At 64.5% G+C, this 23,703-nt stretch carries 26 protein-coding genes; 6 read left to right on the forward strand and 20 right to left on the reverse strand.

The annotated features are described in order from the left end of the window. Nucleotides 1–94 precede the first annotated feature (94 nt). The 6 genes from KUW17_RS12615 to KUW17_RS12640 all read left to right on the forward strand — a co-directional run bounded on the left by KUW17_RS12615 (nucleotide 95) and on the right by KUW17_RS12640 (nucleotide 7,070). A complete protein-coding gene (locus tag KUW17_RS12615) occupies nucleotides 95–1,525 on the forward strand; it encodes a 1-acyl-sn-glycerol-3-phosphate acyltransferase (RefSeq protein ID WP_222479563.1) in 1,431 nt (476 codons plus the stop codon). Between the two features lie 113 nt (nucleotides 1,526–1,638). Further along, nucleotides 1,639–2,925 (forward strand): crotonyl-CoA carboxylase/reductase, encoded by a 1,287-nt coding sequence (gene ccrA / locus KUW17_RS12620; RefSeq protein ID WP_222479564.1) that lies wholly within the window; start codon nucleotides 1,639–1,641, stop codon nucleotides 2,923–2,925. Nucleotides 2,926–3,279: 354 nt separating this feature from the next. After that, nucleotides 3,280–3,999, forward strand: a complete 720-nt coding sequence (locus KUW17_RS12625) for a helix-turn-helix transcriptional regulator (RefSeq protein WP_222479565.1) — start codon at nucleotides 3,280–3,282, stop codon at nucleotides 3,997–3,999. Between the two features lie 93 nt (nucleotides 4,000–4,092). Continuing rightward, the gene (locus KUW17_RS12630; protein WP_222479567.1) at nucleotides 4,093–4,734 is read left to right on the forward strand and encodes an acyl-homoserine-lactone synthase; all 642 of its coding nucleotides are present in this window, start codon (nucleotides 4,093–4,095) and stop codon (nucleotides 4,732–4,734) included. 63 nt (nucleotides 4,735–4,797) lie between these two features. Further along, the gene (locus tag KUW17_RS12635; RefSeq protein WP_222479569.1) at nucleotides 4,798–6,336 is read left to right on the forward strand and encodes an ATP-dependent RecD-like DNA helicase; all 1,539 of its coding nucleotides are present in this window, start codon (nucleotides 4,798–4,800) and stop codon (nucleotides 6,334–6,336) included. After that, nucleotides 6,333–7,070: an SDR family oxidoreductase gene (locus KUW17_RS12640; RefSeq protein WP_222479571.1), complete on the forward strand. Its 738-nt coding sequence runs from the start codon at nucleotides 6,333–6,335 to the stop codon at nucleotides 7,068–7,070. Before KUW17_RS12635 ends, KUW17_RS12640 begins: the two co-directional genes overlap by 4 nt. 214 nt (nucleotides 7,071–7,284) lie before the next feature. Here the strand turns inward: KUW17_RS12640 and KUW17_RS12645 are convergent, their stop codons facing one another. From KUW17_RS12645 to paaB, 20 genes are all read right to left on the reverse strand, one after another. Further along, complete coding sequence (locus KUW17_RS12645; protein WP_222479573.1) at nucleotides 7,285–8,070, reverse strand: TIGR02186 family protein; 786 nt, start codon at nucleotides 8,068–8,070, stop codon at nucleotides 7,285–7,287. Nucleotides 8,071–8,072: 2 nt separating this feature from the next. Further along, nucleotides 8,073–8,996, reverse strand: a complete 924-nt coding sequence (locus KUW17_RS12650; RefSeq protein WP_174146096.1) for a sulfite exporter TauE/SafE family protein — start codon at nucleotides 8,994–8,996, stop codon at nucleotides 8,073–8,075. A 109-nt stretch (nucleotides 8,997–9,105) separates the two neighbouring features. Next, nucleotides 9,106–10,029, reverse strand: coding sequence for a sulfite exporter TauE/SafE family protein (locus KUW17_RS12655; protein ID WP_222479575.1), 924 nt, complete (start codon nucleotides 10,027–10,029; stop codon nucleotides 9,106–9,108). Between the two features lie 378 nt (nucleotides 10,030–10,407). Then, the gene (locus KUW17_RS12660) at nucleotides 10,408–11,373 is read right to left on the reverse strand and encodes an ABC transporter permease (RefSeq protein ID WP_222479577.1); all 966 of its coding nucleotides are present in this window, start codon (nucleotides 11,371–11,373) and stop codon (nucleotides 10,408–10,410) included. Continuing rightward, nucleotides 11,373–12,467 carry an ABC transporter permease gene (locus tag KUW17_RS12665; protein WP_222479579.1) on the reverse strand — a complete coding sequence of 365 codons (1,095 nt, stop codon included), beginning with the start codon at nucleotides 12,465–12,467 and terminating at the stop codon, nucleotides 11,373–11,375. The genes KUW17_RS12660 and KUW17_RS12665 overlap by 1 nt, the downstream gene beginning before the upstream one ends. After that, complete coding sequence (locus KUW17_RS12670) at nucleotides 12,468–13,997, reverse strand: ABC transporter ATP-binding protein (RefSeq protein ID WP_222479581.1); 1,530 nt, start codon at nucleotides 13,995–13,997, stop codon at nucleotides 12,468–12,470. Continuing rightward, the gene (locus tag KUW17_RS12675) at nucleotides 13,994–14,347 is read right to left on the reverse strand and encodes a nuclear transport factor 2 family protein (protein ID WP_222479583.1); all 354 of its coding nucleotides are present in this window, start codon (nucleotides 14,345–14,347) and stop codon (nucleotides 13,994–13,996) included. The genes KUW17_RS12670 and KUW17_RS12675 overlap by 4 nt, the downstream gene beginning before the upstream one ends. A 17-nt stretch (nucleotides 14,348–14,364) precedes the next feature. After that, nucleotides 14,365–15,360, reverse strand: coding sequence for a BMP family protein (locus tag KUW17_RS12680; RefSeq protein ID WP_222479586.1), 996 nt, complete (start codon nucleotides 15,358–15,360; stop codon nucleotides 14,365–14,367). Nucleotides 15,361–15,515: 155 nt separating this feature from the next. Continuing rightward, nucleotides 15,516–15,941 (reverse strand): GNAT family N-acetyltransferase, encoded by a 426-nt coding sequence (locus KUW17_RS12685; RefSeq protein WP_261397172.1) that lies wholly within the window; start codon nucleotides 15,939–15,941, stop codon nucleotides 15,516–15,518. Then, nucleotides 15,934–16,530: a tRNA (adenosine(37)-N6)-threonylcarbamoyltransferase complex dimerization subunit type 1 TsaB gene (tsaB, locus tag KUW17_RS12690; protein ID WP_222479588.1), complete on the reverse strand. Its 597-nt coding sequence runs from the start codon at nucleotides 16,528–16,530 to the stop codon at nucleotides 15,934–15,936. The genes KUW17_RS12685 and tsaB overlap by 8 nt, the downstream gene beginning before the upstream one ends. Nucleotides 16,531–16,551: 21 nt before the next feature. Beyond that, nucleotides 16,552–17,118: a NifU family protein gene (locus KUW17_RS12695; protein ID WP_222479590.1), complete on the reverse strand. Its 567-nt coding sequence runs from the start codon at nucleotides 17,116–17,118 to the stop codon at nucleotides 16,552–16,554. 69 nt (nucleotides 17,119–17,187) lie between these two features. Then, nucleotides 17,188–17,787 carry a 2-hydroxychromene-2-carboxylate isomerase gene (locus KUW17_RS12700; protein WP_222479592.1) on the reverse strand — a complete coding sequence of 200 codons (600 nt, stop codon included), beginning with the start codon at nucleotides 17,785–17,787 and terminating at the stop codon, nucleotides 17,188–17,190. A 21-nt stretch (nucleotides 17,788–17,808) separates the two neighbouring features. Continuing rightward, entirely contained in the window at nucleotides 17,809–18,264 is a 456-nt protein-coding gene (locus tag KUW17_RS12705) for a universal stress protein (protein ID WP_222479594.1), read from the reverse strand. 131 nt (nucleotides 18,265–18,395) lie between these two features. Beyond that, nucleotides 18,396–19,259 carry a branched-chain amino acid aminotransferase gene (locus KUW17_RS12710; RefSeq protein WP_222479596.1) on the reverse strand — a complete coding sequence of 288 codons (864 nt, stop codon included), beginning with the start codon at nucleotides 19,257–19,259 and terminating at the stop codon, nucleotides 18,396–18,398. A gap of 205 nt (nucleotides 19,260–19,464) precedes the next feature. Further along, on the reverse strand, nucleotides 19,465–19,977 hold the full coding sequence (locus KUW17_RS12715) for a VOC family protein (protein WP_222479599.1): 513 nt from the start codon (nucleotides 19,975–19,977) through the stop codon (nucleotides 19,465–19,467). Nucleotides 19,978–20,177: 200 nt separating this feature from the next. Further along, on the reverse strand, nucleotides 20,178–20,939 hold the full coding sequence (locus KUW17_RS12720; protein ID WP_222479601.1) for a Phenylacetic acid catabolic protein: 762 nt from the start codon (nucleotides 20,937–20,939) through the stop codon (nucleotides 20,178–20,180). 24 nt (nucleotides 20,940–20,963) lie between these two features. Beyond that, nucleotides 20,964–22,037, reverse strand: a complete 1,074-nt coding sequence (paaE, locus tag KUW17_RS12725) for a 1,2-phenylacetyl-CoA epoxidase subunit PaaE (RefSeq protein ID WP_222479603.1) — start codon at nucleotides 22,035–22,037, stop codon at nucleotides 20,964–20,966. Between the two features lie 10 nt (nucleotides 22,038–22,047). Next, nucleotides 22,048–22,521 carry a 1,2-phenylacetyl-CoA epoxidase subunit PaaD gene (paaD, locus tag KUW17_RS12730; RefSeq protein WP_222479605.1) on the reverse strand — a complete coding sequence of 158 codons (474 nt, stop codon included), beginning with the start codon at nucleotides 22,519–22,521 and terminating at the stop codon, nucleotides 22,048–22,050. 127 nt (nucleotides 22,522–22,648) lie between these two features. Then, entirely contained in the window at nucleotides 22,649–23,410 is a 762-nt protein-coding gene (paaC, locus tag KUW17_RS12735; protein ID WP_222479607.1) for a 1,2-phenylacetyl-CoA epoxidase subunit PaaC, read from the reverse strand. Then, nucleotides 23,410–23,694, reverse strand: coding sequence for a 1,2-phenylacetyl-CoA epoxidase subunit PaaB (gene paaB, locus KUW17_RS12740; RefSeq protein WP_008557866.1), 285 nt, complete (start codon nucleotides 23,692–23,694; stop codon nucleotides 23,410–23,412). Before paaB ends, paaC begins: the two co-directional genes overlap by 1 nt. Nucleotides 23,695–23,703: the final 9 nt, after the last annotated feature.

Below are 23,703 nucleotides of genomic sequence, written 5' to 3' on the forward strand. Positions count from 1 at the left end.
CAATTCGCTGCGTTGCGGCAATTCCGCTGCCGGGGCGGCAAACCCTGCAGGCTTGGCGCTTGTAAAGGCTGTTGCCATGGGCAACTGTTCAACTATGACGCAAACCGTGGAACTTCCGCTGTGGCTCTTTGTGCTTATCGTCGGTTTTGCCGCGGTGACCTTTGCGTCGCATTTCCTGTTCCCCTCGGTGCGCTGGTTTTTCCGGCGGCGGCTGGAACGGGCAGTGGCGCGGCTGAACAAACGGTTGGAGCGGCCGATCGAGCCGTTCAAGCTTGCGCGCCGCCACGACATGATCCAGCGGCTGATTCACGACCCGCAGGTCACGCAGGCCGCGGCGGACCACGCTGCGGCAGAAGGCATCCCGGAAAACGTGGCGTTCGAGCAGGTGCGCCGCTATGCACGCGAAATCGTGCCCGGGTTTTCCGCTTTTGCCTATTTCAGCCTGGCAATCCGGGCGGCGCGGTTCCTGTCCAATGCGGTCTATAGGGTGCGGCTGGGCCATCAGGACGAGGAAGCGCTGCGCGCCATCGACCCCAGTGCCACCGTGGTCTTTGTGATGAACCACCGCTCCAACATGGATTACGTGCTGGTCACCTACCTGGCGGCGGAGCGCTCGGCGCTGTCTTATGCGGTGGGGGAGTGGGCGCGGGTTTGGCCGCTCAGCCGTCTGATCCGGGCGATGGGCGCCTATTTCATCCGCCGCCGCTCGCGCAATGATCTCTACCGCAAGGTGCTGGCGGCCTATGTACGCCTGGCCACCCGCGGCGGCTCCACCCAGGCGATGTTTCCCGAGGGCGGCCTCAGCCTTGATGGCGCGCTGGCCGCGCCCAAGCTTGGGCTGCTGAAATACATCGTCGAGGGCTACGATCCGGACCGGCGCGACGTGGTCTTTGTGCCGGTGGCGCTGAACTACGACCGGGTGCTGGAGGACAAGATCCTGACCTCTGCCGCCAAGGCGGGCGACCGCCGCTTCCGCGCCCGGATCGGGCTGGTGGCACTGCGGCTGCTGCGGCAGCTGTGGCTGTGGATGACCGGCCGCTACCACCGCTCCGGCTATGCCGGGGTGAATTTCGGCCGCCCGCTGAGCCTGGCCGGGTTCGGCGCCGGGCGTCAGGGCGACATCACCAAACCGCTGGCACGGGAACTGATGCAGCGGATCAGCGCCATTGTGCCGGTGCTGCCGGTGCCGATGATCGCGGCCATCCTGCTGCGGCACGGGCCGCTCAGCCGGGCCGCCATCGAGCACCGGCTGGAGGATCTGGCCGCGGCGATGCCGCTGGCGCACGTCCACATTCCGCGGGAAAACCTGTCCTATGCGGCCGAGGCCGGACTGCGCCAGCTGCTGCGGCGCGGTCTGGTCACTGAGGCCGATGGCCGCATCGTGCCGGCAGAAGAGGGCCGCGACCTGCTGGCGTTTTATGCCAATTCGATCCGCCACCTGCTTCCCGGCGGCAGTGAATTGTCCGGCGGAAGCCGTGATTTTTCTGCACCTGCTAAAGGTGATGCTGCATCCGCAAGGTCATAAAATTACCCAAATGCCGCAAAAGAGGTTGCAATATTACTCTTCCAATCCTATCCCTCAGGTAACCGCTGCGATTCTGCACCGCGGCAAAAGAACAGGATACAAAGGAGGCCATCATGGCATTGGATACCCAGACTGACGTCATGTCGTACGAGGCGCCCGAGAAAGATCTCTATGAGCTTGGGGAAATCCCCCCGATGGGTTATGTGCCCAAGAAGATGTACGCATGGGCGATCCGCAAGGAGCGCCACGGCGAGCCGAACACTGCGATGCAGCAGGAAGTGGTCGATGTGCCGGAGCTGGACAGCAACGAGGTGCTGGTCCTGGTGATGGCGGCCGGCGTCAACTACAACGGCGTCTGGGCCTCCCTTGGCAAGCCGATCTCGCCGTTTGACGGCCACAAGGCACCTTATCACATTGCCGGTTCCGATGCCTCGGGCATCGTCTGGGCGGTGGGCTCCAAGGTCACCCGCTGGAAGGTCGGCGACGAGGTCGTGATCCACTGCAACCAGGACGACGGCGACGACGAGGAATGCAACGGCGGCGACCCGATGTACTCCCCCAGCCAGCGGATCTGGGGTTATGAGACCCCGGATGGCTCGTTTGCCCAGTTCACCAACGTGCAGGCCCAGCAGCTGATGCCGCGCCCCAAGCACCTGACCTGGGAAGAAAGCGCCTGTTACACGCTGACCCTGGCCACTGCCTACCGGATGCTGTTCGGTCATGAGCCGCACGACCTGAAGCCGGGCCAGAACGTGCTGGTCTGGGGCGCCTCGGGCGGCCTGGGGTCCTATGCAATCCAGCTGATCAACACCGCCGGCGCCAACGCCATCGGCGTGATCTCGGACGAGAGCAAGCGCGACTTTGTCATGGGGCTGGGCGCCAAGGGTGTTCTGAACCGTAAGGACTTCAACTGCTGGGGCCAACTGCCCACGGTCAACACCCCGGAATATGCTGAGTGGTTCAAGGAAGCCCGCAAGTTCGGCAAGGCGATCTGGGACATCACCGGCAAGGGTGTGAACGTCGACATGGTGTTCGAGCACCCCGGCGAGGCAACTTTCCCGGTCTCCACCTTCGTGGTGAAGAAGGGCGGCATGGTCGTGATCTGCGCGGGCACCACCGGCTATAACCTGACCTTCGACGTGCGTTACATGTGGATGCACCAGAAGCGTCTGCAGGGCTCCCACTTTGCCCACCTCAAGCAGGCCGCAGCTGCCAACAAGCTGATGGTCGAACGCCGTCTGGACCCCTGCATGTCCGAGGTGTTCACCTGGAACGACCTGCCCGAGGCGCACATGAAGATGCTGCGGAACGAGCACCTGCCGGGCAACATGTCGGTGCTGGTGCAGGCGCCGAAGACCGGCTTGCGCACCCTGCAGGATGTGCTCGAAGCAGGCAGCTGACCTGGCTCCGCACCCGGACCTGAATGGTATTCCCCGCGCTTCGCTTATGTGAAACGCGGGGAATTTTATTTACAATTTTATCCAATTCGGACTGTCAGCAGCCGCCTCCGCGCTGTTTATGGGGACAGGCGATGCTATTGCGGCGCGTGCCTGTGTAATTGTGGCGCTTTTTCGAGTTTTCAGCGTGTCTCACGGTTTCTGCCGCTCGAGCGGAATGATTTCAGTACGTTGCCATTGACCTTCGGGTAGCTGGCGCTGCAGAAAGGTCCGCTTAACCGGTCTGCCTCTTGCCGGGTTCCCGACGGAACCCAGCGGCTTAAGGGAGCAGGCCCCCAAGGGAATGGCGCATTGCTGATGGCGAACAAGGCAGAACTGGACCGTATCCTCGAGTCGCTTGATGCGACGGAGACGCTGGATGGCCTCCAGTTGATCATCGAGCAGGTCTGTGCCGTGTTCGGCGTCGATCACGCCATGTATCACTGGGTCGACAGCGCCGGGGATCATTATTACTTCGGCACCTACCCGCAGGGCTGGGTCGAGCGCTATCAGAAGAAATCGTATGTCCGGGTCGATCCGGTTGTGGCCGGCTGCTACCAGCGTTTTCACCCGGTGGACTGGAAGCGGCTGGACTGGTCGCCAAAGCCTGCCCGGGAGTTCCTCAAAGACGCGCTGGAGCACGGGGTGGGCAACCAGGGGTATTCGATCCCGATCCGCGGGCCGAACGGGCAGTTTGCGGTGTTCACCGTCAGCCATAGCTGCGACGACGAAGCTTGGGAAAAGCTGACGGAGCGCTACAGCCGCGACATGATCCTGATGGCGCATTACTTCAACCGCAAGGCGCTGGAGTTTGAGCCCGACCGCAGCCCGGAGCAGGCCCAGCCGCTGTCGCCGCGCGAGGTAGACGCTCTGACCTTGCTGGCGATCGGCTACAGCCGCGCGCAGGTGGCCAAGACTTTGTCGATCTCCGAACACACGCTGCGCGTCTACATCGAAAGCGCCCGCTTCAAGCTGGGGGCGATCAATACCACGCACGCGATTGCCCGCGCCATGTCGCTTGGTTTAATTGTAATTTAGCGCCAGGTTGAGAAATCTATCTTAAATACATTCTGAGATTGTGTGATGTAACCGTACCCTGTCCCCACTGTTCAACCAGAAGGGGACAAATTCATGCTTCGCTACATCTATGGCCGCGATCTTCACAACCACGCATTTCTGGCGCATTCGATGTTCCGGGACCGGGCGGACCAGTTCAGGGACCGGCTGGGCTGGGAGGTGCAGGTCGACCGCAACGGCGAGGAACGCGATCAGTATGACGCGCTGGACCCGCTGTATGTGATCTGGGAAATGCCCGACGGCAGCCACGGCGGCTCCATGCGGTTTCTGCCGACCACAGGACCGGTGATGGTCAATGACGTGTTCCTGGATCTTGCGGGCGGTGTGCCGGTCTGCAGCCCGCTGATCTGGGAATGCACCCGCTTCTGCCTGTCGCGGGAAGCCGGCGGCAATGTGGCCGGGGCGCTGACCCTGGGCGGAGTTGAGATCATGCGCAATTTCTCGGTTGCGCATTTCGCCGGCGTTTTCGACCGCCGGATGGTGCGGATCTACCGCAGCCTTGGCTTCAGCCCGGAGGTCATCGGCACCCAAGGCGAAGGACGCGACCGCATCTGCCTGGGGCTGTGGGAATACACGCCGGAAGTCTACCGGAACGTGGCCGCCAAGGCGGGCATAGCACCGGAACTCTCACAGCTCTGGTTCGACCGCTCCTTTGGCGGAGCGCGTGCGGCGAAACCCTTGGCGCTGACCGCCTGACGGCGACGGATTCCGGGGCCGGTTCCTCTGGCGGACCCGGCCCCGCGGCTGTAGGGTCGCGCCATGACAGCTTTGCCCGTACAGTTTTCCGATGACCAGGCCACCGCTTATGACAGCGTGACCGAGCTCCTGCGCAAGGCGGGGGTGGACCTTGATGACGGGCTACTGCACCCGCCCCGCGGCGACGCCGGGGTGATGGCGGTGATCGGCAAGGCCGGATCGGGCAAGACGCTGCTGCTGGCCGAGCTTTACAAGGCGCTTGAGAATTCAGGCGTCGAGGTTGTCTCCGGCGACTATGAAAGCCGCAAGAAAGGCGACGACCGTCGCACCCTGGCAATCCTGGCGCCGACCAACAAGGCCGCCAGCGTGCTGCGCCTGCGTGGAGTGCCGGCCACCACCATTCACCGCATTCTCTATACTCCGGTCTATGATCCGGAGTTCGAGAAGATCGCCGAATGGCTGGCGGGGCAGGGCGACCAGCCCGAGATCGAAGGGCTGACTGAGGAGGCGCTGGCCCGCGCCGCCGCCTTCTATGAGAAGAACAAGTCGATCCCCGGCGCGCTGGCTGCCGCGGGGCTGCGCGGCTCCGATTTCATCACCGGCTGGAAACGGCGCGAGGAGCCCTTGGACATCGGCTTCGTCGACGAGGCCTCGATGCTGGACGACCGCCAGTTCGAGGACCTGAAGGAAATTTTCCCGAACCTCATTTTGTTCGGCGACCCGGCGCAGCTGGCGCCGGTGAACCAGTCGGGGTCGATGGTGTTCGACGCGCTGCCGGAGCCGCGCCGCCTCATCCTGAACCGCATCCACCGGCAGGAGGCCGGGAACCCGATTTTGGACCTGGCCCATGCGCTGGCCGACCCGCAGCTCGGGTTCGAGGATTTCGAGCGCATGGTGGAGGATACCGCCCGCCGCGATGACCGCGTGGTCTGGGGCCAGCGGGTGGAGGTCGACCTGATGGCGCGCTCGCCGGTGCTGGTCTGGCGCAACAACACCCGCATCCGGCTGATCAATGCCTTCCGCACCGTCTACGGCGCGCCGGAGGATGAGCTGATCGCCGGCGAGCCGCTGATCTGCGACGGCATTGAGCTGCCGATGAAGCACCGCAAGAAACGCCTGGACCTGGAGGCCCGCGGGCTGATCAAGGGCGCCCAGGTGATCTTTCTCGGCCCCGGCCGCAAGCCCGGCTTCTCGCGCCTGCATGTGATGGGGGCGGAGGACCCACAGGTCTCTGCCGCTTCCATCGTCAAGATCGAGAAACCGGATGAGGAAGAGCCGTTCATCCCCTACGCCGCCCGCATGGGGGCAACGTTTCTGCACGGTGCCGCAGTGACCATCCACAAGGCTCAAGGCTCGCAATGGGATACCACCCAGGTCTTTGCGCCCGATATCTATGCCGCCGCCCGCATGGGCCGGGTGGAGGCTGGCCAGCCGCTGTGGAAGCGGCTGGCCTATGTGGCCATCACGCGCGCCCAGGAGCGGCTGATCTGGGTGGTCAGGAACCGCCTGGCCAAGCCCGCAGGCCCGCTGCAGGTGGATGACCTGAAGGCGGTGCCGGCCGCGGCGCTGACGCTGGAAGCACAGGAGGAAACCCCGGCATGAGCAAGACAATCCTGATCACTGGCGCCAGCTCCGGCATCGGCCGCGCCGTGGCGGAACTGTTTCTGGAAGAGGGCTGGCAGGTCGGGCTGGCGGCCCGCCGGGCGGAGAAGCTGGAAGAGGTGGCGCAGGGTCACACGAACGCACATGTGCTGCCTGCCGATGTGACCGACCCGGCGGTGGTGGACCATGCGGTGAACAGCTTTGTAATGGCGGCGGGCCGGCTGGATGTTCTGTTCAACAATGCGGGCATCTTCACACCGCCGGGCACCATCGACGAGATCCCGCTGGAGGATTGGTTCGCCTCGGTGAACGTGAACCTCACCGGCATGTACCTGACCGCCCGCGCCGCCTTCCGGCAGATGCGCCACCAGGCGCCGCAGGGCGGGCGGATCATCAACAACGGCTCCATCGCCGCATACGTGCCGCGGCCCCATTCAGCGCCTTACGCGGCGACCAAGGCGGCGATTACCGGCCTCACCAAAAGCCTGTCGCTGGACGGGCGCCCCTTTGACATCGCCTGCGGCCAGATCGACATCGGCAACACCCGCACCCCGATGGTGGAGGACCTGAGCCAGCGCCACGCTGAAGCCAACCCCGGCGCTGAGATGATGCACACATTTGCGGTGGAGGACGCAGCGAAGTCGGTGCTGCATATGGCCAATCTTCCGCTGGAGGCCAATGTGCAGTTCATGACGGTGATGGCCACCAAGATGCCCTACATCGGCCGCGGCTAGGCTCTCCCGCCCGTCGCAGGCGCATCCCGGATGCGCCGCTCCCGTTAGGCACGGCGCTGCGCTGGCGTGCAGCGTGGCTCCGCTTTTGGCGGCAAAGCCGCCGGCCAGGCAGCGGGGCGGGAGTACTTTTACAAAGGAGAACTGGGGGGCTTCTTCTTTGCAGCAAAATACTCCGCGGTGAATTGGCCGTCAGGCCAAGAGGTGCAGCCCCTCCTTACCGGTTCCTGAGCAGGCTGAAGGCCGCAGATGCGCCCCAGCCGGCGGCAATGGCAATTGCCAGCGACATCAGGCCATAGAGGAACGGCTGCTCGCGCGAGAGGGAGAACAGGAACCGTTCCAGCCCAACCTTGCGCACGTCGATGGTGGTCTCATATTGCGACACCACCTCGCCGCCGCGGGTCAGGAAGATGCGAGTCAGGTAATCGCCCTCGGTCAGGTCGGCAGGCATCTTGATCGCGGTGCGGAACAGGGTCTGCTCATCCACCGCCACGGTGTTTTCGCGCAGCGAATAGAGCCCGTTCTTCTCGCGGATCCGCATCACCGCATCGGCAAAGGCCTGGGCGCCGCGGATGTGCATTGCCGCGCCGACCGAGCGGATCGCGCGTTTGATCGAAATCCGGTAACGCAGGTCTTCGGTATCTTTCAGAACTTTGGCAAACGGGGCGCTGGTGGCGACCGCGTAGAAGGCCGGCGCCGAGTCGACCAGCACGCTGTCCACGTTGACCCAGATGCCCAGCTTCTTTTCCTTGCGCCGCACCATCACGGACGGGGCCGGGCCGGAGACTGCCACGACCACCTCCAGCGGGTCGTCCTGCGGGATCGGGGTTTCCCTTTTCACCGCACCGAAGATCAGGATCTCGGAGCCGTCGAAGGTGGCGGTGATCGCCACCCGGTCCTGGCTGAGGCCCAGCACGACCTCCTCCTTGGCGGCCCGGGCCGCGGATTGCGGCAGCAGCGCCAGGGCGGCGGCAGCGAGGGCAGAGAGAAGCAGCTTGCGCATGATCAGTGGCCTCCTGCTTCGCCGAGCGTGAACAGCTCAGAGGGTTGCAGCAGCAGGTCGAGGCCCAGCTTCACGCAGACCGCAATGACCATCAGCGCCAGCAGGATGCGCAGCTGTTCGGCCTTGAGGTAGACCCCGATGCGGGTGCCGATCTGGGCGCCCACCACGCCGCCGATCAGCAGCAGAACCGCCAGAACGATGTCCACGGTATAGTTGGTGGTGGCGTGCAGCATGGTGGTGAAACCGGTGACCAGGATAATCTGGAACAGCGAGGTGCCGACAACCACCTTGGTTGGCATGCCGAGAATGTAGATCATCGCAGGCACCATGATGAAACCGCCGCCGACACCCATGATCGCGGCCAGGATGCCGACGCAGACGCCGACCAGAATAGGCGGGATCACCGAGATATAGAGGCCGGAGGTGCGGAACCGCATCTTGAACGGCAGCGCATGCACCCAGCCGCGCTGGCGCCGGGCCGCAGGCGCGGCGCCGCCTGCCTTCTTGGACTTGCGGATCGCGTTCAGGCTTTCGATGAACATCAGCCCGCCGACAACGCCCAGGAATACGACGTAGCAGAGCTTGACCAGCAGATCGACCTGGCCGAGCGCCTTGAGGTAGTTGAACACCACAACCCCCAGCGCCGCGCCCATCAGGCCGCCGGCCTGCAGCACCAGCCCCATCTTGATGTCGACCGTGCGCCTTCGGAAATGCGCCAGCACGCCGGAGAAAGAAGAGGCGACAATCTGGTTTGCCTCGGTGGCCACCGCCACTGCGGGCGGGATGCCGATGAAGAACAGAAGCGGCGTCATCAGGAAACCGCCGCCAACTCCGAACATGCCCGAGAGAACCCCCACCATTCCCCCAAGTCCCAGGAGAAGGAAGGCATTCACTGAGACCTCAGCTATGGGAAGGTAGATCTGCATGTTCTTTGTTAAACCGCAGTCATATCAAAAATCAATGATCTATGCCGCTCTGCAGCGTGCAGGACTGATTTGCCGTTGCAAACTGGACTTATAGCTGCCGGCCCGCGGTTTAGGGCAGATTGAGCACGGTCAGGGAAAACAGGTCGGCGGGTTCCAGCAGCAGCTCGAACCCGATCTTGACCGAGACTGACAGAACCAGCAGCGCGAGCAGAACGCGCAGCTGCTCGGCCTTGAGCCTGGCGCCGATCAGAGTGCCCAGCTGGGCGCCCGCAACGCCGCCGACCAGCAGGAACAGTGCCAGCACCACGTCAACCGTGTGGTTGGTCGTGGCATGCATCACCGTGGTGAACCCGGCGACAAAGATGATCTGGAACAGCGAGGTGCCGATCACCACCTTGGTGGGCATGCCGAGGATGTAGATCATCGCTGGCACCATGATGAATCCGCCGCCGACGCCCATGATCGCCGACAGGATGCCAACGCCGAAGCCGACCAGCACGGGCGGGATCACCGAGATATAAAGCCCGGAGGCCTTGAAGCGCATCTTGTAGGGCAGGGCGTGCACCCAGGACCGCTGGCGCCGCTTGTAGGCGGGGGCGCCGCCGGCCTGGCGTGCCCTGCGGATGGCGTTGACGCTTTCGATGAACATCAGCGCGCCGATCACGCCGAGGAACAGCACGTAGCAAAGCTGCACCGCCAGATCGACCTGGCCAAGCTGTTTGAGCCAGTTGAAGACCGCCATCCCCAGCGCGGCGCCCAGAAGCCCGCCGCCCAGCAGCACATAGCCCATCTTCAGATCCACGGTGCGGCGACGGAAATGCGCCATCAGGCCGGACACGGAAGAGGCCACCACCTGGTTGGCAGAGGTGGCAACCGCAACCCCCGGCGGGATGCCGATCAGAAACAGCAGCGGCGTGATCAAAAAGCCGCCGCCGACCCCGAACATGCCCGACAGTACGCCCACAGCGCCGCCGATGCCCAAGAGCAGCAGAAAGTTGACCGAGACTTCGGCGATGGGCAGGAACACGTGCATGGGGCCATACAGCAATCAGAACGCAAGGGGTCAACCGGCCAGGCGGCACTGCGGCGGACAGGACCGACAGAGTGTGGTGAACTGGACCTAAGGGCAGGTGCTCCTGCGACTGCAGGTGAAGGCCATGGCCCTTCGCCTTGACGGCCTTGGGCCGGGCGCCGCACTGCGTGCGGCGGGAAAGAGGTTCTGCTGAGAGGCCTCTGACGGGCAGGGCTGCCCCTCAGATGGCCATGCCAAGTGTGCTTGCGTCTTTTCCGCGTCAACGGTGAACGGCGCCTGCGCGCCGCCGCTGCGCGGCCCTTGACCCGGAAAAGACGAAGGGCGGGAAAATGCAACGCCCGGCGAGGGGGCGGGCGTTGCAACAGCTGCAGACAGCGCTTAGCGCTCCTTGACGTAGGGCTCGCCGCCGGCCCGGGGCGGGATCGCCTTGCCGACGAAACCGGCCAGGATCACCACCGTCAGCACGTAGGGCAGCGCATCCATTGCCTGCACTGGAATGGTGATGCCGCCGAGCTCAATGTTCTGAAAGCGCAGCGCGATCGCCTGCAGCAGGCCGAACAGCAGGCAGGCGCCCATCGCGTGCCAGGGCCGCCACTTGGCAAAGATCAGCGCCGCCAGGGCGATGAAGCCGCGGCCGGCGGTCATGTCCTTAACGAAACCCGCTTGCAGCGCGGTGGCCAGGTAGGCGCCCGCAATGCCGCACAACAGACCGCAGATCAAAACAGCCGCGTAGCGCAGGCCGACAACCGAAACCCCGGCGGTATCGACCGCGGCCGGGTTTTCCCCCACCGCGCGCAGGCGCAGGCCAAAGCGGGTGCGAAACAGCACCCACCAGGTGGCGGGTACCGCCAGGAAAGCGATGTAGACCAGGATCGAGTGGCCCGAGAGCAGCTCGGAGTAAATAGGACCCAGCACCGGCACGCCAGAGACGCTCCCGGCAAACGGCAGGTCGAACGGAGTGAAGCGGCCGCCGCCGATCAGCGAGGGGGTGCGGCCGCCCTGCTGGAACCAGTCCTGGGCGATCAGCACTGTCATGCCCGCCGCCAGGAAGTTGATCGCCACGCCGGAGATCAGCTGGTTGCCGCGGAAGGTGATGGAGGCCACCCCGTGCAGCGCCGCCAGCAGCAGCGACGAACCGATGCCGGCCAGCAGCCCCAGCCAGACATTGCCGGTGACGGCTGCCACAGCGGCGGAGAAGAAGGCGGCCATCAGCATCTTGCCCTCAAGGCCGATGTCGAAAATGCCTGCGCGTTCGGAAAACAGCCCCGCAAGGCAGGCCAGCAGCAAAGGCGTGGCCAGGCGGACGGTGGAATCCAAGAGCTGGATGATCGTCAGGAAATCCATCAGTTCTGCCCCTTCCGCACCGCCAGGAAGATCTTCTCAAGCGGCATCCGCACCATGTTGTCGAGCGCGCCGGTGAACAGGATCACCAGCGCCTGGATCACCACGATCAGCTCCCGCGGGATCGAGGTCCAGAGCGCCAGCTCGGCGCCGCCCTGGTAGAGGAAGCCAAAGAGGATCGCCGCCAGGAACACGCCGAACGGGTGGTTGCGCCCCATCAGCGCCACCGCGATGCCGATGAAACCGGCGCCTTCGGTGGCGTTCAGCACCAGCCGCTCAGCCTCTCCCATGACGTTGTTGATTGCCATCATGCCGGCCAGAGCGCCGGAGATCAGCATCGCGATCATGATGGTGCGGACAGAGGAGATGCCGGCATAGCGCGCGCCCGGCTCCGATTTGCCCAGGGAGCGGATTTCATAACCCAGCGGCGTGCGCCAGATCAGCAGCCAGACAAACAGGCAGGCGCCGACGGCCACCAGCAGGCTGACGTTGGCGGGGGCGGACTTCGAAAATTCGATCCCGATCGGAGCCAGCAGCTCATGCAGGGACGGCAAGTGCACGGACTCGGGGAAGCGTTCAGTGGCCGGGTCCATGGAGCCCACGGGGCGCAAGAGGTTGACCAGCACATAGTTCAGCACCGCCGCGGCGATGAAGTTGAACATGATGGTGGTGATCACGATGTGGCTGCCGCGCTTGGCCTGCAGATAGGCGGGGATTGCGGCCCAGGCTGCGCCAAAGATCCCGGCACCGAGCGCCGCAAAGACCAGCGCCAGCGTCCAGTGCGGCCAGGGGATCAGCAGGCAGACCAGCGCGACGCCAAGCCCGCCCAGCATCGCCTGGCCTTCGCCGCCGATGTTGAACAGGCCCGCATGGGCGGCAATCGCCACCGCAAGCCCGGTGAACATGAAATTGGTGGCGTAGTACAGCGTATAGCCCCAGCCATAGGTGGAGCCCAAGGCGCCTTCGACCATCAGCTTGACCGCGGCAACCGGGTCTTCGCCGATCCCGAGGATCACCAAGGCCGACAGGATCGCGGCCAGGATCAGGCTGATCAGCGGAATCAGGACCACATCGGCCCATTTCGGCATCTTGTCCATTTACGCGGCCTCCCCCGCGACACCGGCCATCAAGAGGCCCAGTTCTTTCTCATCGGTCTGATCGGCAGGCCGTTCGCCCATGATCATGCCGTCAAACATCACCGCAACCCGGTCGGCGAGCGACAGGATCTCCTCCAGCTCGACCGAGACCAGCAGGATCGCCTTGCCCTGGTCGCGCAGTTCGACGATCTGCTTGTGAATGAATTCGATGGCGCCGATGTCGACGCCGCGGGTCGGCTGGCCGACCAGCAAGAGGTCGGGGTTGCGCTCGATCTCGCGCGCCACGACGATTTTCTGCTGGTTGCCGCCGGAGAAGTTCTTGGCCGCCAGCCAGGGATCGGGCGGGCGTACGTCGAATTTCTCCATCTTGGCCTCGGTATCTGCGCGCAGCGCTGCGTTGTTCATCAGAATACCGTTCTGATAGGCGGCGTCGCGGTGATAGCCGAAGGCCACGTTCTCCCAGGCGTGGAAGTCCATGATCAGGCCCTCGCGCTGGCGGTCCTCCGGCACATGGCCGATATGGGCGGCGCGCCGCGCGGCGGCATCCGAGCCCTGGCCGTGCAGGGGCAGGGGCGTGCCATGCAGTTTGATGCTACCGGTGCCGGGGCGCATGCCGCCCAGAACCTCCAAGAGCTCCGACTGGCCATTGCCGGCCACACCGGCAATGCCGACGATCTCGCCTGCGCGCACGGTCAAGTCGATGCCCTTGACGCGCTCGACCCCGGCGCTGTCCACCACACGCAGGTTCTCGATCTCCAGGATCGGGGCGCCGGGCTGGGCCGGAATCTTGTCAACGCGCAGCAGCACCTTGCGGCCCACCATCAGCTCTGCCAGGTGCTCGGGGCTGGTCTCGGCGGTCTTGACGGTGGCGGTCATCTGGCCGCGGCGCATGACGGACACCGTGTCTGTGTATTCCATGATCTCCCGCAGCTTGTGGGTGATCAGGATGATGGTCTTTCCTTCGGCGCGCAGCCGGTCGAGAATACGGAACAGCTGGTCGGCCTCTGACGGCGTCAGCACGCCGGTGGGTTCGTCCAGGATCAGGATTTCAGCCTTGCGGTAAAGCGCCTTGAGGATCTCCACCCGCTGCTGCATGCCGACGCCGATCTCGTCGATGCGGGCGTCAGGGTCCACGAACAGCTCGTATTCCTCCTCCAGCGCCTTCAGCTCCTTGCGGGCGCGGCGCAGCGAGGGCATCAGCATGCCGCTGTCCTCGGCCCCCAGCACGATGTTTTCCAGCACGGTGAAATTCTCCACCAGCTTGAAGTGCTGGAACACCATGCCGATGCCCGCGGCAATGGCTGCCTGGCTGTCCGGGATCGCGGTCTTCTTGCCCTTGATCCAGATCTCGCCGCTGTCGGCCTTGTAAAACCCATAGAGGATCGACATCAGCGTCGATTTGCCTGCACCGTTTTCACCGATGATGCCGTGGATGGTGCCGGGGGCGACGCTGATGGAAATGTCCTTGTTAGCCTGGACCGGGCCAAAGGCCTTGGAAATGCCTTTGAGTTCGATGGCGGGGGCGGTCAATCGGGCTCTCCCATGCCTGTGAATCCGATCAGCCGCACCACCTTGCCGTCTTTCAGATCGGCAAAATACTGGCCGCGCACCATGCGCTGGCCGTCTTTTTCGAAATCCACCGTGGCGCGCGCATGGCCGTGGTGTTCCGAGACGGCAACGACCCTGGCTGCGGCGCCCGGCATCATCGCGCTGAACTGCGCGACATAGTCCAGGTAGGCGTCGCGCCCGGAGATGGGGGCAGGGGTGTTGGGATCGGAGTAATAAAAGCCGGGCCCGATGGCCGCGTCCGTCTTTTCGGCGCGGGCTTCGGGCGATGGGTCGCCCCAGGCCGCAAACAGAATGTGAATAGAATCCGTCATGGCCTGGGGCTTTCTCTTTAGAAGCTCAGCGCAGGGCAGCTGTCGTCGGACATGTAGTCATGCACCTTGATCTCGCCCGAGGCGATCTTGGCGGCAGCGTCATCCACGGCAGACTGCATTTCGGCAGAGACAAGCGACGCGTTGTGCTCGTCCATGGCATAGCCGACACCGCCGTTGGACAGGCCCATGACCGAGAAGCCGGTCTCCATGTCCGCGCCGTCGGAGAAGGCTTCGAACACGGCGTTGCCGACGTTCTTGGTCATCGAGGTCAGCACCTGGCCCGGATGCAGGTGGTTCTGGTTGCTGTCCACACCGATCGACAGGATGCCTTCGTCGGCTGCGGTCTGCAGCACGCCCACACCGGTGCCGCCGGCCGCGGCATAAACCACGTCCGCGCCCTGGCTGATCTGCGCCTTGGTCAGCTCCGAGCCCTTGACCGGGTCGTTCCAAGCCGCCGGGGTGGTGCCGGTCATGTTGGCGATGACCTTGGCATCCGGGTTGGCTGCGCTGACGCCCTGGGCATAGCCGCAGGCGAACTTGCGGATCAGCGGGATGTCCATGCCGCCGATGAAGCCGACGGTGTTCGACTTGGACGCCATCGCCGCCATCATGCCGACCAGATAGGAGCCTTCGTGTTCATTGAAGACAACAGAGCGCACGTTGTCGCCCTCAACCACCATGTCGATGATGGTGAATTTGGTGTCCGGGTAATCGGCAGCCACCTGGCCCAGGGCATCGGCGAAGGCAAAGCCCACCATCACGATCGGGTTGGCGCCGGCCTCGGCAAAGCGGCGCAGGGCCTGCTCGCGCTGGGCTTCGGACTGCAGTTCGATCTCGCGGTAGGTTTCGCCGGTCTCTTCAGCCCAGCGCTGGGCGCCGCCATGCGCGGCTTCGTTGAAGCTCTTGTCGAACTTGCCGCCCAGATCGAAGATCAGCGCCGGTTCCGCCAGCGCGGCACCTGCGGTCAGGGCCAGCGACGCGGCTGCGCCCATCAGCGGTTTCATCAGGGTCATCAGGTTAACTCCCACTGTCATTTTTGTTGGATGCAGCGGGGGTTTTCCGCTGCCCGGCCCCGTTCAGGCCTTAGAGGGTGCGGCAATTTAGCCTGCAGGGCAGGGAGGGGGTCAACCGCTTTTTGACCAAATGGTGCGAAATCCGCGCAACTGGCCTAGCGTAAAGCTTTTCTCATCAGGATTGCGTCCGCGGCTTTTGCGTCCTGGCGGCGGTAATATCCCACCCGGCGCCCGCATTCCGCGAATCCGCAGGCGCGGTACAGCGCCTGTGCGGGCGCGTTGTCGGCGGCCACTTCCAGGAACACCTCGGCGGCGCCGCGCGCGCGGGCGGCTGATTCCCAGTCCGCCATGCAGGCGCGGGCCAGCCCCTGGCGCTGATGGGCCGGATCTGTGGCGATGGTCAGCATTTCGGCCTCATCCGCAATCACCCGCACCAGAGCAAAACAGCGGGCGCTGCCGGCGGCAAAGACCAGCGGGCTGTCGAGGAGGCCGGCAAATTCTGCTGCCGACCAGGGCCGCGACTGGGTGAAGGCCGCGGCATGGGTGGCGGCCATCGCTTCCGGTGTCAGCGGATCACTCATCAATCAGCGCCGGCGGCACGTCGCTGGAGGGCGCCGCATCAGCCGCGCGCAGGTACAGCGGCGCAGGCGGCTCTGTCACGGTTTGAAACCGCCCGGCTGCAATGCGTGCTATAGCTTCGGCGATCCCGGCGGGGCTTGCTTCGGGCGCACAGGCCAGCCCGGCACCGCGGGCGGCGTCCTCGGCCTCCTGGCGCGGCATCAGACGCGGTGCCTCCCCGGGCAGGGCGGCATAGACCTGATCGCGCGGCGCAGGCACCGCGGGCAGGGTGCCCTCGGCGGCGCGGGCCTCAAAACCGTCCACGCCCACAACTGGCACCTCCAGCCCCAGCGCCAGCCCGCGGGCGGCGGAAACCGCAATGCGGATGCCCGTGAAATTGCCGGGGCCGATGCCCACGCCGATGGCGTCGAGGCCGGCCCAGGCGGCACCGCCCTCCGCCAGCACCTCTTCCAAGAGCGGCACCAGCCGTTCGGCCTGTCCGCGGGACATCTCTTCCAGCCGGGAGGCCAGCACCGCATCACCGCGCAGCAAAGCGGCCGCGCAATGCGCGGCCGATGTGTCAAATCCCAGAACCAGCGGTTCGGAAGCCATCAGATGTCCTTTCGCAACCGGTCAGACGGCAACCGGACGCACCTCGGTGACTTCCGGGATGTAGTGGCGCAGCAGATTCTCGATGCCCATCTTCAGGGTCAGGGTCGAGGACGGGCATCCGGCGCAGGCGCCCTGCATGTGCAGGTAGACAACGCCGCGGTCGAAACCGTGGAAGGTGATATCGCCGCCGTCCTGGGCCACCGCAGGGCGCACCCGGCTGTCCAGCAGCTCCTTGATCTGGTTGACGATCTCGGCGTCCTCGCCGGAATGCTCGGCATGGCCCGAAGCCGGGTCGGCAGTGCCATCCGCCATCACCGGCTGGCCGGACTGGTAGTGTTCCATCACCGCACCCAGGATGGCGGGTTTGATGTGGTCCCACTCAACGCCCTCTGCCTTGGTGACGGTCACGAAGTCGTTGCCGAAGAACACGCCGGTCACGCCCTCGACCGCAAAGATACGGGAGGCCAGCGGCGATTTGCCGGCGGCGTCTGCGCTGGGGAAGTCGGCGGTGCCCACCTCCAGAACGGTCTGGCCCGGCAGGAATTTCAGCGTCGCCGGGTTGGGCGTGGATTCAGTCTGAATGAACATGTCGGGTCTCCGTTAAGCGTGCCCCCGATATGCGCCCTGCGGTCCGCCAAGTCAAGATTTGGAACGATTCTAAATCATAGCGCCTGCCGCGTGGTCCAGCGCCTGCTCCAGCCGGTCATCGCCCCAGAACAATTCCGCACCGCTGGTGAAGCTGGGCGCGCCGAAAATGCCCGCTGCAATGGCCTCGTCAGTCTGCGCCCTCAATGCCGATTTGATTGCGGAGTTTTGCGTGCACTGCATCAACGCCGCATCAAGGCCGCTCTGGCGCAGACAGTCCTTCAGAACGGCTTCGCGTGCAATATCCGAGCCCGCGCCGAACTGCGCCTGAAACACCGCCTTGGCGAAAGCTTCAATGCGGTCCTCTTCGGCCGCAGCCAAGGCCAGACGCGCTGCCATCAGCCCGTTCTGGGGAAACACTTGCGGGCGGCAGAAGGGCAGGCCGCGAGCCGCGCAGGTCCGCTCCATGTCGCGCCACATGTAGCGCCCCTTGGCCGGGTAGATATTGAAAGGAGAAGTGTCCCAGCCCTGGGCGGCAAAGATCGGGCCCAGCAGAAACGGCTTCCAGGTCACAGCAACATTGCGGGCGGCGGCCAGTTCACCGATGCGCATCACACTGAGATAGGAATAGCTGGAGGCGAATTCGAACCAGAATGTAATCCTGCCGGTCATCGCCTCTGCCATGCCCTTCAATCAGGTGATTGCTTCCAGCTTTTCCTTGCTGAGATCGCCGGGCACGATGGTGATCGGCACCGGCAGGGTGCCGGAGTTCTTGGTCAGCTGGGTGACCAGCGGCCCCGGCCCCTTGCGGCCGGTGCCCGCGCCCAGCACCAGCACGCCGATTTCCGGGTCGCCCTCGATATAGTCGAGGATCTCCGGCACCGGTTCGCCTTCGCGGATCACCAGCTCAGGGTCAACGTTCTGGCGGTCGCGCATCCATTTGGCAAATACCTCGAAATGGGCGTGGATCCGCTCGCGGGCTTCCTCCCGCATCACTTCGCCGACGCCGATCCAGTGGTTGAATTCATCCGGCGGGATGACCGATAGGATGATGACGCCCGCACCGGTATGCGCTGCCCGCATTGCGGCAAAGCGCATGGCGTTCAGGCATTCGCGGCTATCGTCCAGGACCACAAGGAATTTGCGCATCTTCGCTCTCTCGTTGTTGCACCGCGGATCATGGCGCAAGCCGGGCCATCAGGCAAGAGAGCCAAAAGCCGCCATAGGGTTACGGCATCTGGCCCTATCGCTGGCAGTGCAAACGGTGCCGGGGCCGGAAGTTAGGTCCGGCCAGCGGCCCAGTCCCAGTAGAGGTCCCGCACCCGCTTGGCGACCGGGCCGGCCTGATAGCGGCAGCTGTCAAAAGCGGTGACAGGGGTTACCTTGCTCATATTGCCGGAGAGGAAGACCTCGTCGGCCTCCTCGAAATCCTGATAGCCCAGCACGCACTCATGCACGGTGATGCCGTCGGCACGCATGTTGCTGATGTGCCGGGCGCGGGTGATCCCGGCCAGGAAGGTACCGTTGGGGATCGGGGTGAAGACCTCGCCGTCGCGGACCATGAAGACATTGGTGGTGGCGGTTTCTGCGACATTGCCCATGGCGTCCAGCACCAGCGCGTTGCTGAACCCCTTGCTGCGCGCCTCCCGCAGCATCCGGGCGTTGTTGGGGTAAAGGCAGCCCGCCTTGGCATTCACCACCGCGCTCTCCAGCACCGGGCGGCGGAAGCGGGTGCGGGTCAGGGTGGCTGAGGCCTCAGGAGCTGCCATTGGGACTTCCTCCAGGCAGACGGCGAACCGGGTGCTGTCGGCGTCGGGGGCAATCAGCGTCTCGTCACCATCGGCGGCCCAGTACATCGGCCGGATATAGACCGCGGCGCCGGGGACAAAGCCCTGCAGGCCTTCGCGGACGATTTCCACCATCTGTTCAACCGTGTGCGTGGGCGTCATCATCAACGCCTCTGCCGAGGCATTGGTGCGGGCGCAATGCAGATCCAGGTCCGGCGTCATGCCGTCAAACAGCCGTGCGCCGTCGAACACCGACGAGCCAAGCCACATCGCATGGTCCGCAGCCCGCATCACCGCCGGGTTGCCATCCTGCCAGCTGCCGTTGAAGTAAGTGCGGATTGTGCGGCCCACAGCCATGGTTCTGCCTCCCTGTGCTTGCCGCAAGGGTAGGCAGAGGAAGGTCAGAGGTCCAGACCTAACATCGCTCGTCAATGCCGGTGATACGGCATCGGTGGAGCATGTTTTATGTTTTGTTGCAGAGGCTTGGCCTGTTGATGGTCGAAAATTTACGTAGCGTCCATTAAGTCAGCATGTCTGACCAATTGTTTCGCGCGCAAAACATTCAGGCATCGTTGCTGACCTGCTCAGCCTCCGCGAGCAAAGCCTGCAAGTCCAGGGCCTCCGTGCCCATGGCGAGGCTGCCGTCCGATGCACGGGGCCACTCCGCCTCCGGCCGGTCGCGGTACAGCTCCACTCCGTTGCCGTCCGGGTCGCGCAGGTAGATGGCCTCGGACACGCCGTGATCGGCTGCGCCCTCCAGCGCGATGCCTGCGTCCAGCACCCGGCGCAGCACCGCGGCCAGGCTCTTGCGGTCCGGCAGCAGGATGGCGGTATGGTAGAGGCCGGTCATGTTGGGCGCCGGGGCAGGGCCGCCGCGCGACTGCCAGGTGTTGAGGCCGATATGGTGGTGATAGCCGCCAGCTGAAAGGAAGGCGGCAGAGCTGCCCAGCCGCTGGGTCACGTCAAAGCCCAGGATGCCGCTGTAGAATCCGATTGCCCGCTCCAGGTCTGATACCTTGAGGTGGACATGGCCGATGCCAGTGCCTGCGGGAAGTGTTGCTGTGCCGGTGCTCATTGCAGCCTCCATCTGTCTGTTGCTGCAAAGATGGGGGCCAGGCGTTCACGATGCCATTCCGCAGCGCCGCACCTTTTCCCTGTGGATTTGCACAGCCTGGCGGCGCAGCACGGCCAGCGCGCTGCCAGGCGCGCCGGGCCCAACCGGGCCTGCGTATCTGTGATGCGCTGATGCCCGGGCGGGAGTTATCCATTTGAAGGTCAGGCGGCCGGTTTCAATCCGGCCTTGGCCAGCACGGCAGAGGCGGCCTGTTCCCAGCGCGCCTTCAGCTCCGCATTCGGGGTGCGGCGCAGGCCCATGGACTTGAGCCCTTCGAACTTTTGCGAGGTCTCCGAGCCGAAGCTGGCAGCGACCCGCGGCCACCAGTAGTTCGTCAGTTCCTGCAGGGCATCGGCGCCTTGCGCCTCCACCAGCACCATCAGCCCTTCCTCCGCCAGTTCGGCATGATGCGCCTCGATGGGCTGGATGGCGCGGAACGCCTCGGCCAGCGGCTGGTAGGAGACGTGGCTCAGCTCTTCCAGCTGCACGGTGACGGCGGCGCCCATGAGCAGGTTCATCACCACCGCATCCGCCCAGCCTTCCAGCGGGTAGTTGAACACGGCCAGCCGCATGTCGTGCTTGGTGCGGGTCTGGCCGATGTCGGCGTCCCGCTCCAGCCGCGCGGTCCAGGGGTGGTGGTCGGCATAACGCTCTGTATCGGCGCCGAAATCGCCCATGATGCGCAGCACCTTTTCGGCGCTGTCGGATTTCTCCAGCACGATCTTGGCGGCAGCGATGCGCGCCTTGATGCCCGGCCCTTCGTTGATGATGTCGGCAAAGCCGGCAGCACCCGCCAGCTCGCTGTCGACGAAGGTTGCCATCATCTTCATCAGCTCGGCGCGGTAGCGCGGCGGCACGTTGGACGGGTTGCTCAGCACGCCGCCCTGGGCCAGATAGCTTGCGATGCTCATCTCGTCAGTCATGATCTTTCCTCCCTCGCGCAGGCATTACTGGTCGTAATCGACCACGACGTTATCGGTCACCGGATAGGCCTGGCAGGACAGCACATAGCCTTTTTCGACTTCGTAGTCCTCCAGCGCGTGGTTGGCGACCATTTCGACCTCGCCCTCCAGCACCTTGCAGCGGCAGGTGGAGCAGACGCCTGCCTTGCACGCATAGGGCGCGTCCATGGCGTTCTCCAGCGCCGCGTCCAAGAGGGTCATGTCCTTGCCCATGTCGATGGTCTGGGTGGCGCCGTCCAGGGTGATCGCTGCCCTGGTCTGGTTGGCGCTGGTGCCTGCGTCGCTTGCGGCGGCCTTGCGCTTGGCGCGGCCCGGCTGGGCAGAGGCGAAGAGCTCGAACTTAATCTGGCTGTCGGTGAGGCCGGCAGTGCGCAGCGCCGCGGCGATGCCCAGCATCATCGGCTCCGGGCCGCAGATGAAGGCAGTGTCGACCGACTGGATGTCGATCCAGTGCTCAAACAGCTGGGCGCATTTCTCCTGCGTGACCAGGCCGGAGAACAGGTCGATTTCCTGGGCATCCGATTCCAGCACATGGATCACGTTGAACCGGCCCATGTAGAGGTTTTTCAGATCCTCCAGTTCCTCGCGGAACATGATCGTGTTCACGCCCTTGTTGGCGTAGACCAGCGTGAAGGACGATTTGGGTTCAGCGTCCAGCGTGGTTTTGAGGATCGACAGGACGGGCGTGATGCCGGAGCCGCCGGCAAAGCCCAGGTAGTGCTTTTCCGCCGTGCCGTCGAGCGGGGTGAAGAAGGTCCCCATCGGCGCCATCGCCTGCAGGGTGTCGCCGGCCTTGAGCTCGGTGTTGGCCCAGGTCGAAAACGCGCCGCCGTCGACGCGCTTGATGCCGACTTGCAGGACGCCTTCGTTCTTGCCCGCGCAGATCGAGTAGCTGCGGCGCAGTTCCTCGCCGTCAAAGTCGCGGCGGAAGGTCAGGTACTGGCCTTGGGTGAAATCGAACTCTGCAGCCGCGCCGTTCACGGGCTTCAGGGTGACAACCACCGCATCGCGGATGGTCTTGCGGACGTCGGTGACTTCAAGGTCGTGAAAGCGCGCCATCAGGGTCTCCTTAGATGCACTTGAAATAATCAAAGGGTTCCAGGCAGTCCTGGCAGCGCCAGTGGGCCTTGCAGGGGGTCGAGCCGAACTGGCTGACCTTGGTGAGATTCTTGCTGCCGCAGTGCGGGCATTTTTCGGGGCCGCCTGCAGGCTGAGGCGGGGCGATGCCGAAGCCCTCCAGCTTGGTGCGGCCCTTGGCGGAAAGCCAGTCGGTGGTCCAGGCAGGAGAGATCTGGGTTTTGAGTTTCAGATCCTTGATGCCGTGGCCGCGCAGGGCGGTTTCGATGTCCATGTTGATCACCGAAGTTGCCGGGCAGCCGGAGTAGGTCGGGGTGACGGTGACCACCAGGGTCTCGCCCTCCCAAGCCACATCGCGGATGATGCCCAGGTCCACCAGCGAGATCACCGGAATTTCCGGGTCTGGCACAGCGTCGAGCCATTCCCAGATCTGGTCAATGCTTGGCTGAGTTGTCACTTGGCTCATGCGGTTACCCTCATTGGCTGTTCTGCCCGGCAGCATGCCGGGCAACACCCGTCCAGCCGCCTGGGAGGCGGGAGTTTGCCACCCGCCTTGCCGGACGGGCGATGCCTTCAGTTCCTTGGCCGCGGCCTTACCACTTGGCGCCCGGATAGGCGCGCTGCAGCCATTGCATCTGAGTCAGCAGATGGCCCAGGTGCTCGGTATGCATCGCTCCGGTGCGGCCGCCCTTGTGGGCAAAGCTGCTCTCCGGAATGGTCAGCGTCGCGTCGCCCAGGATGCGGGAGACCAGCGCGTCATATTCCTCGCGCAGGGAGGCTGGATCGGGGGCGATGCCCGCCTTCACCATCTCGGCGTCGACCTCGTCGGACTGGAACATCTCGCCGACGTAGGGCCACAGGTAGTCCAGCGCCTCCTGCATCCGGCGGCGGCTTTCCTCGGTGCCGTCGCCCAGGCCCACCACGGTGTCGGCGGAACGCTCCAGGTGATAGGCAACCTCTTTCGAGGCCTTTTCGGCAATCGCTGCAACCCGCTCGTCCGAGGATTTCATCAGCCGGCCCAGCTGGATCGAATGCCAGGCATCGAACAGGAACTGGCGCATCAGGGTGCGGCCGAAGTCGCCGTTCGGCACCTCGCACAACAACACGTTGCGGAAATCCCAGGCGTCGCGCAGGAAGGCGAGGTCGTCGGCGGTTTTGCTGCCGCCCTGCACCTCGCCCGCGAGGCCCAGCCACATTTGGGTCTGCCCGATCAGGTCGAGCGCGGTATTGGCCAGCGCGATGTCCTCTTCCAGCACCGGCGCGTGGCCGCACCATTCGCTGACCCGGTGGCCGAGGACCAGGGTGTTGTCCCCCATCCGCAGCAGAAACTGGGAAAATGCGTCTTCGCGGGTCATTACATCGCCCCCACTTCTTCGGGGATGTCGAAGAAGGTCGGGTGGCGGTAGACCTTGGACTCCGACGGTTCATACAGCGGGCCCTTGTCGCTGGGCGAGGAGGCGGCGATGTGGTTTGCTTCAACCACCCAGATCGACACGCCTTCGTTGCGGCGGGTATAAACGTCGCGGGCGTTCTTGATCGCCATTTCAGCGTCGGGCGCATGCAGGGAGCCGACGTGGCGGTGGCTCATGCCGTGCTGGCCGCGGATGAAGATTTCCCAGAGGGGCCATTCGTTTTTCATGTCTCAAAT

The organism is Leisingera aquaemixtae (assembly GCF_019801145.1).
Lineage (GTDB): Bacteria > Pseudomonadota > Alphaproteobacteria > Rhodobacterales > Rhodobacteraceae > Leisingera > Leisingera aquaemixtae_A.

Bases quoted from the DNA above. Each gene is read 5' to 3' on its own strand.
- KUW17_RS12615 (WP_222479563.1), top strand. From the start codon at position 95: ATGACGCAAACCGTGGAACTTCCGCTGTGGCTCTTTGTGCTTATCGTC.
- ccrA (WP_222479564.1), top strand. From the start codon at position 1,639: ATGGCATTGGATACCCAGACTGACGTCATGTCGTACGAGGCGCCCGAG.
- KUW17_RS12625 (WP_222479565.1), top strand. From the start codon at position 3,280: ATGGCGAACAAGGCAGAACTGGACCGTATCCTCGAGTCGCTTGATGCG.
- KUW17_RS12630 (WP_222479567.1), top strand. From the start codon at position 4,093: ATGCTTCGCTACATCTATGGCCGCGATCTTCACAACCACGCATTTCTG.
- KUW17_RS12635 (WP_222479569.1), top strand. From the start codon at position 4,798: ATGACAGCTTTGCCCGTACAGTTTTCCGATGACCAGGCCACCGCTTAT.
- KUW17_RS12640 (WP_222479571.1), top strand. From the start codon at position 6,333: ATGAGCAAGACAATCCTGATCACTGGCGCCAGCTCCGGCATCGGCCGC.
- KUW17_RS12645 (WP_222479573.1), bottom strand. From the start codon at position 8,070: ATGCGCAAGCTGCTTCTCTCTGCCCTCGCTGCCGCCGCCCTGGCGCTG.
- KUW17_RS12650 (WP_174146096.1), bottom strand. From the start codon at position 8,996: ATGCAGATCTACCTTCCCATAGCTGAGGTCTCAGTGAATGCCTTCCTT.
- KUW17_RS12655 (WP_222479575.1), bottom strand. From the start codon at position 10,029: ATGCACGTGTTCCTGCCCATCGCCGAAGTCTCGGTCAACTTTCTGCTG.
- KUW17_RS12660 (WP_222479577.1), bottom strand. From the start codon at position 11,373: ATGGATTTCCTGACGATCATCCAGCTCTTGGATTCCACCGTCCGCCTG.
- KUW17_RS12665 (WP_222479579.1), bottom strand. From the start codon at position 12,467: ATGGACAAGATGCCGAAATGGGCCGATGTGGTCCTGATTCCGCTGATC.
- KUW17_RS12675 (WP_222479583.1), bottom strand. From the start codon at position 14,347: ATGACGGATTCTATTCACATTCTGTTTGCGGCCTGGGGCGACCCATCG.
- KUW17_RS12680 (WP_222479586.1), bottom strand. From the start codon at position 15,360: ATGACCCTGATGAAACCGCTGATGGGCGCAGCCGCGTCGCTGGCCCTG.
- KUW17_RS12685 (WP_261397172.1), bottom strand. From the start codon at position 15,941: ATGAGTGATCCGCTGACACCGGAAGCGATGGCCGCCACCCATGCCGCG.
- tsaB (WP_222479588.1), bottom strand. From the start codon at position 16,530: ATGGCTTCCGAACCGCTGGTTCTGGGATTTGACACATCGGCCGCGCAT.
- KUW17_RS12695 (WP_222479590.1), bottom strand. From the start codon at position 17,118: ATGTTCATTCAGACTGAATCCACGCCCAACCCGGCGACGCTGAAATTC.
- KUW17_RS12700 (WP_222479592.1), bottom strand. From the start codon at position 17,787: ATGACCGGCAGGATTACATTCTGGTTCGAATTCGCCTCCAGCTATTCC.
- KUW17_RS12705 (WP_222479594.1), bottom strand. From the start codon at position 18,264: ATGCGCAAATTCCTTGTGGTCCTGGACGATAGCCGCGAATGCCTGAAC.
- KUW17_RS12710 (WP_222479596.1), bottom strand. From the start codon at position 19,259: ATGGCTGTGGGCCGCACAATCCGCACTTACTTCAACGGCAGCTGGCAG.
- KUW17_RS12715 (WP_222479599.1), bottom strand. From the start codon at position 19,977: ATGAGCACCGGCACAGCAACACTTCCCGCAGGCACTGGCATCGGCCAT.
- KUW17_RS12720 (WP_222479601.1), bottom strand. From the start codon at position 20,939: ATGACTGACGAGATGAGCATCGCAAGCTATCTGGCCCAGGGCGGCGTG.
- paaE (WP_222479603.1), bottom strand. From the start codon at position 22,037: ATGGCGCGCTTTCACGACCTTGAAGTCACCGACGTCCGCAAGACCATC.
- paaD (WP_222479605.1), bottom strand. From the start codon at position 22,521: ATGAGCCAAGTGACAACTCAGCCAAGCATTGACCAGATCTGGGAATGG.
- paaC (WP_222479607.1), bottom strand. From the start codon at position 23,410: ATGACCCGCGAAGACGCATTTTCCCAGTTTCTGCTGCGGATGGGGGAC.
- paaB (WP_008557866.1), bottom strand. From the start codon at position 23,694: ATGAAAAACGAATGGCCCCTCTGGGAAATCTTCATCCGCGGCCAGCAC.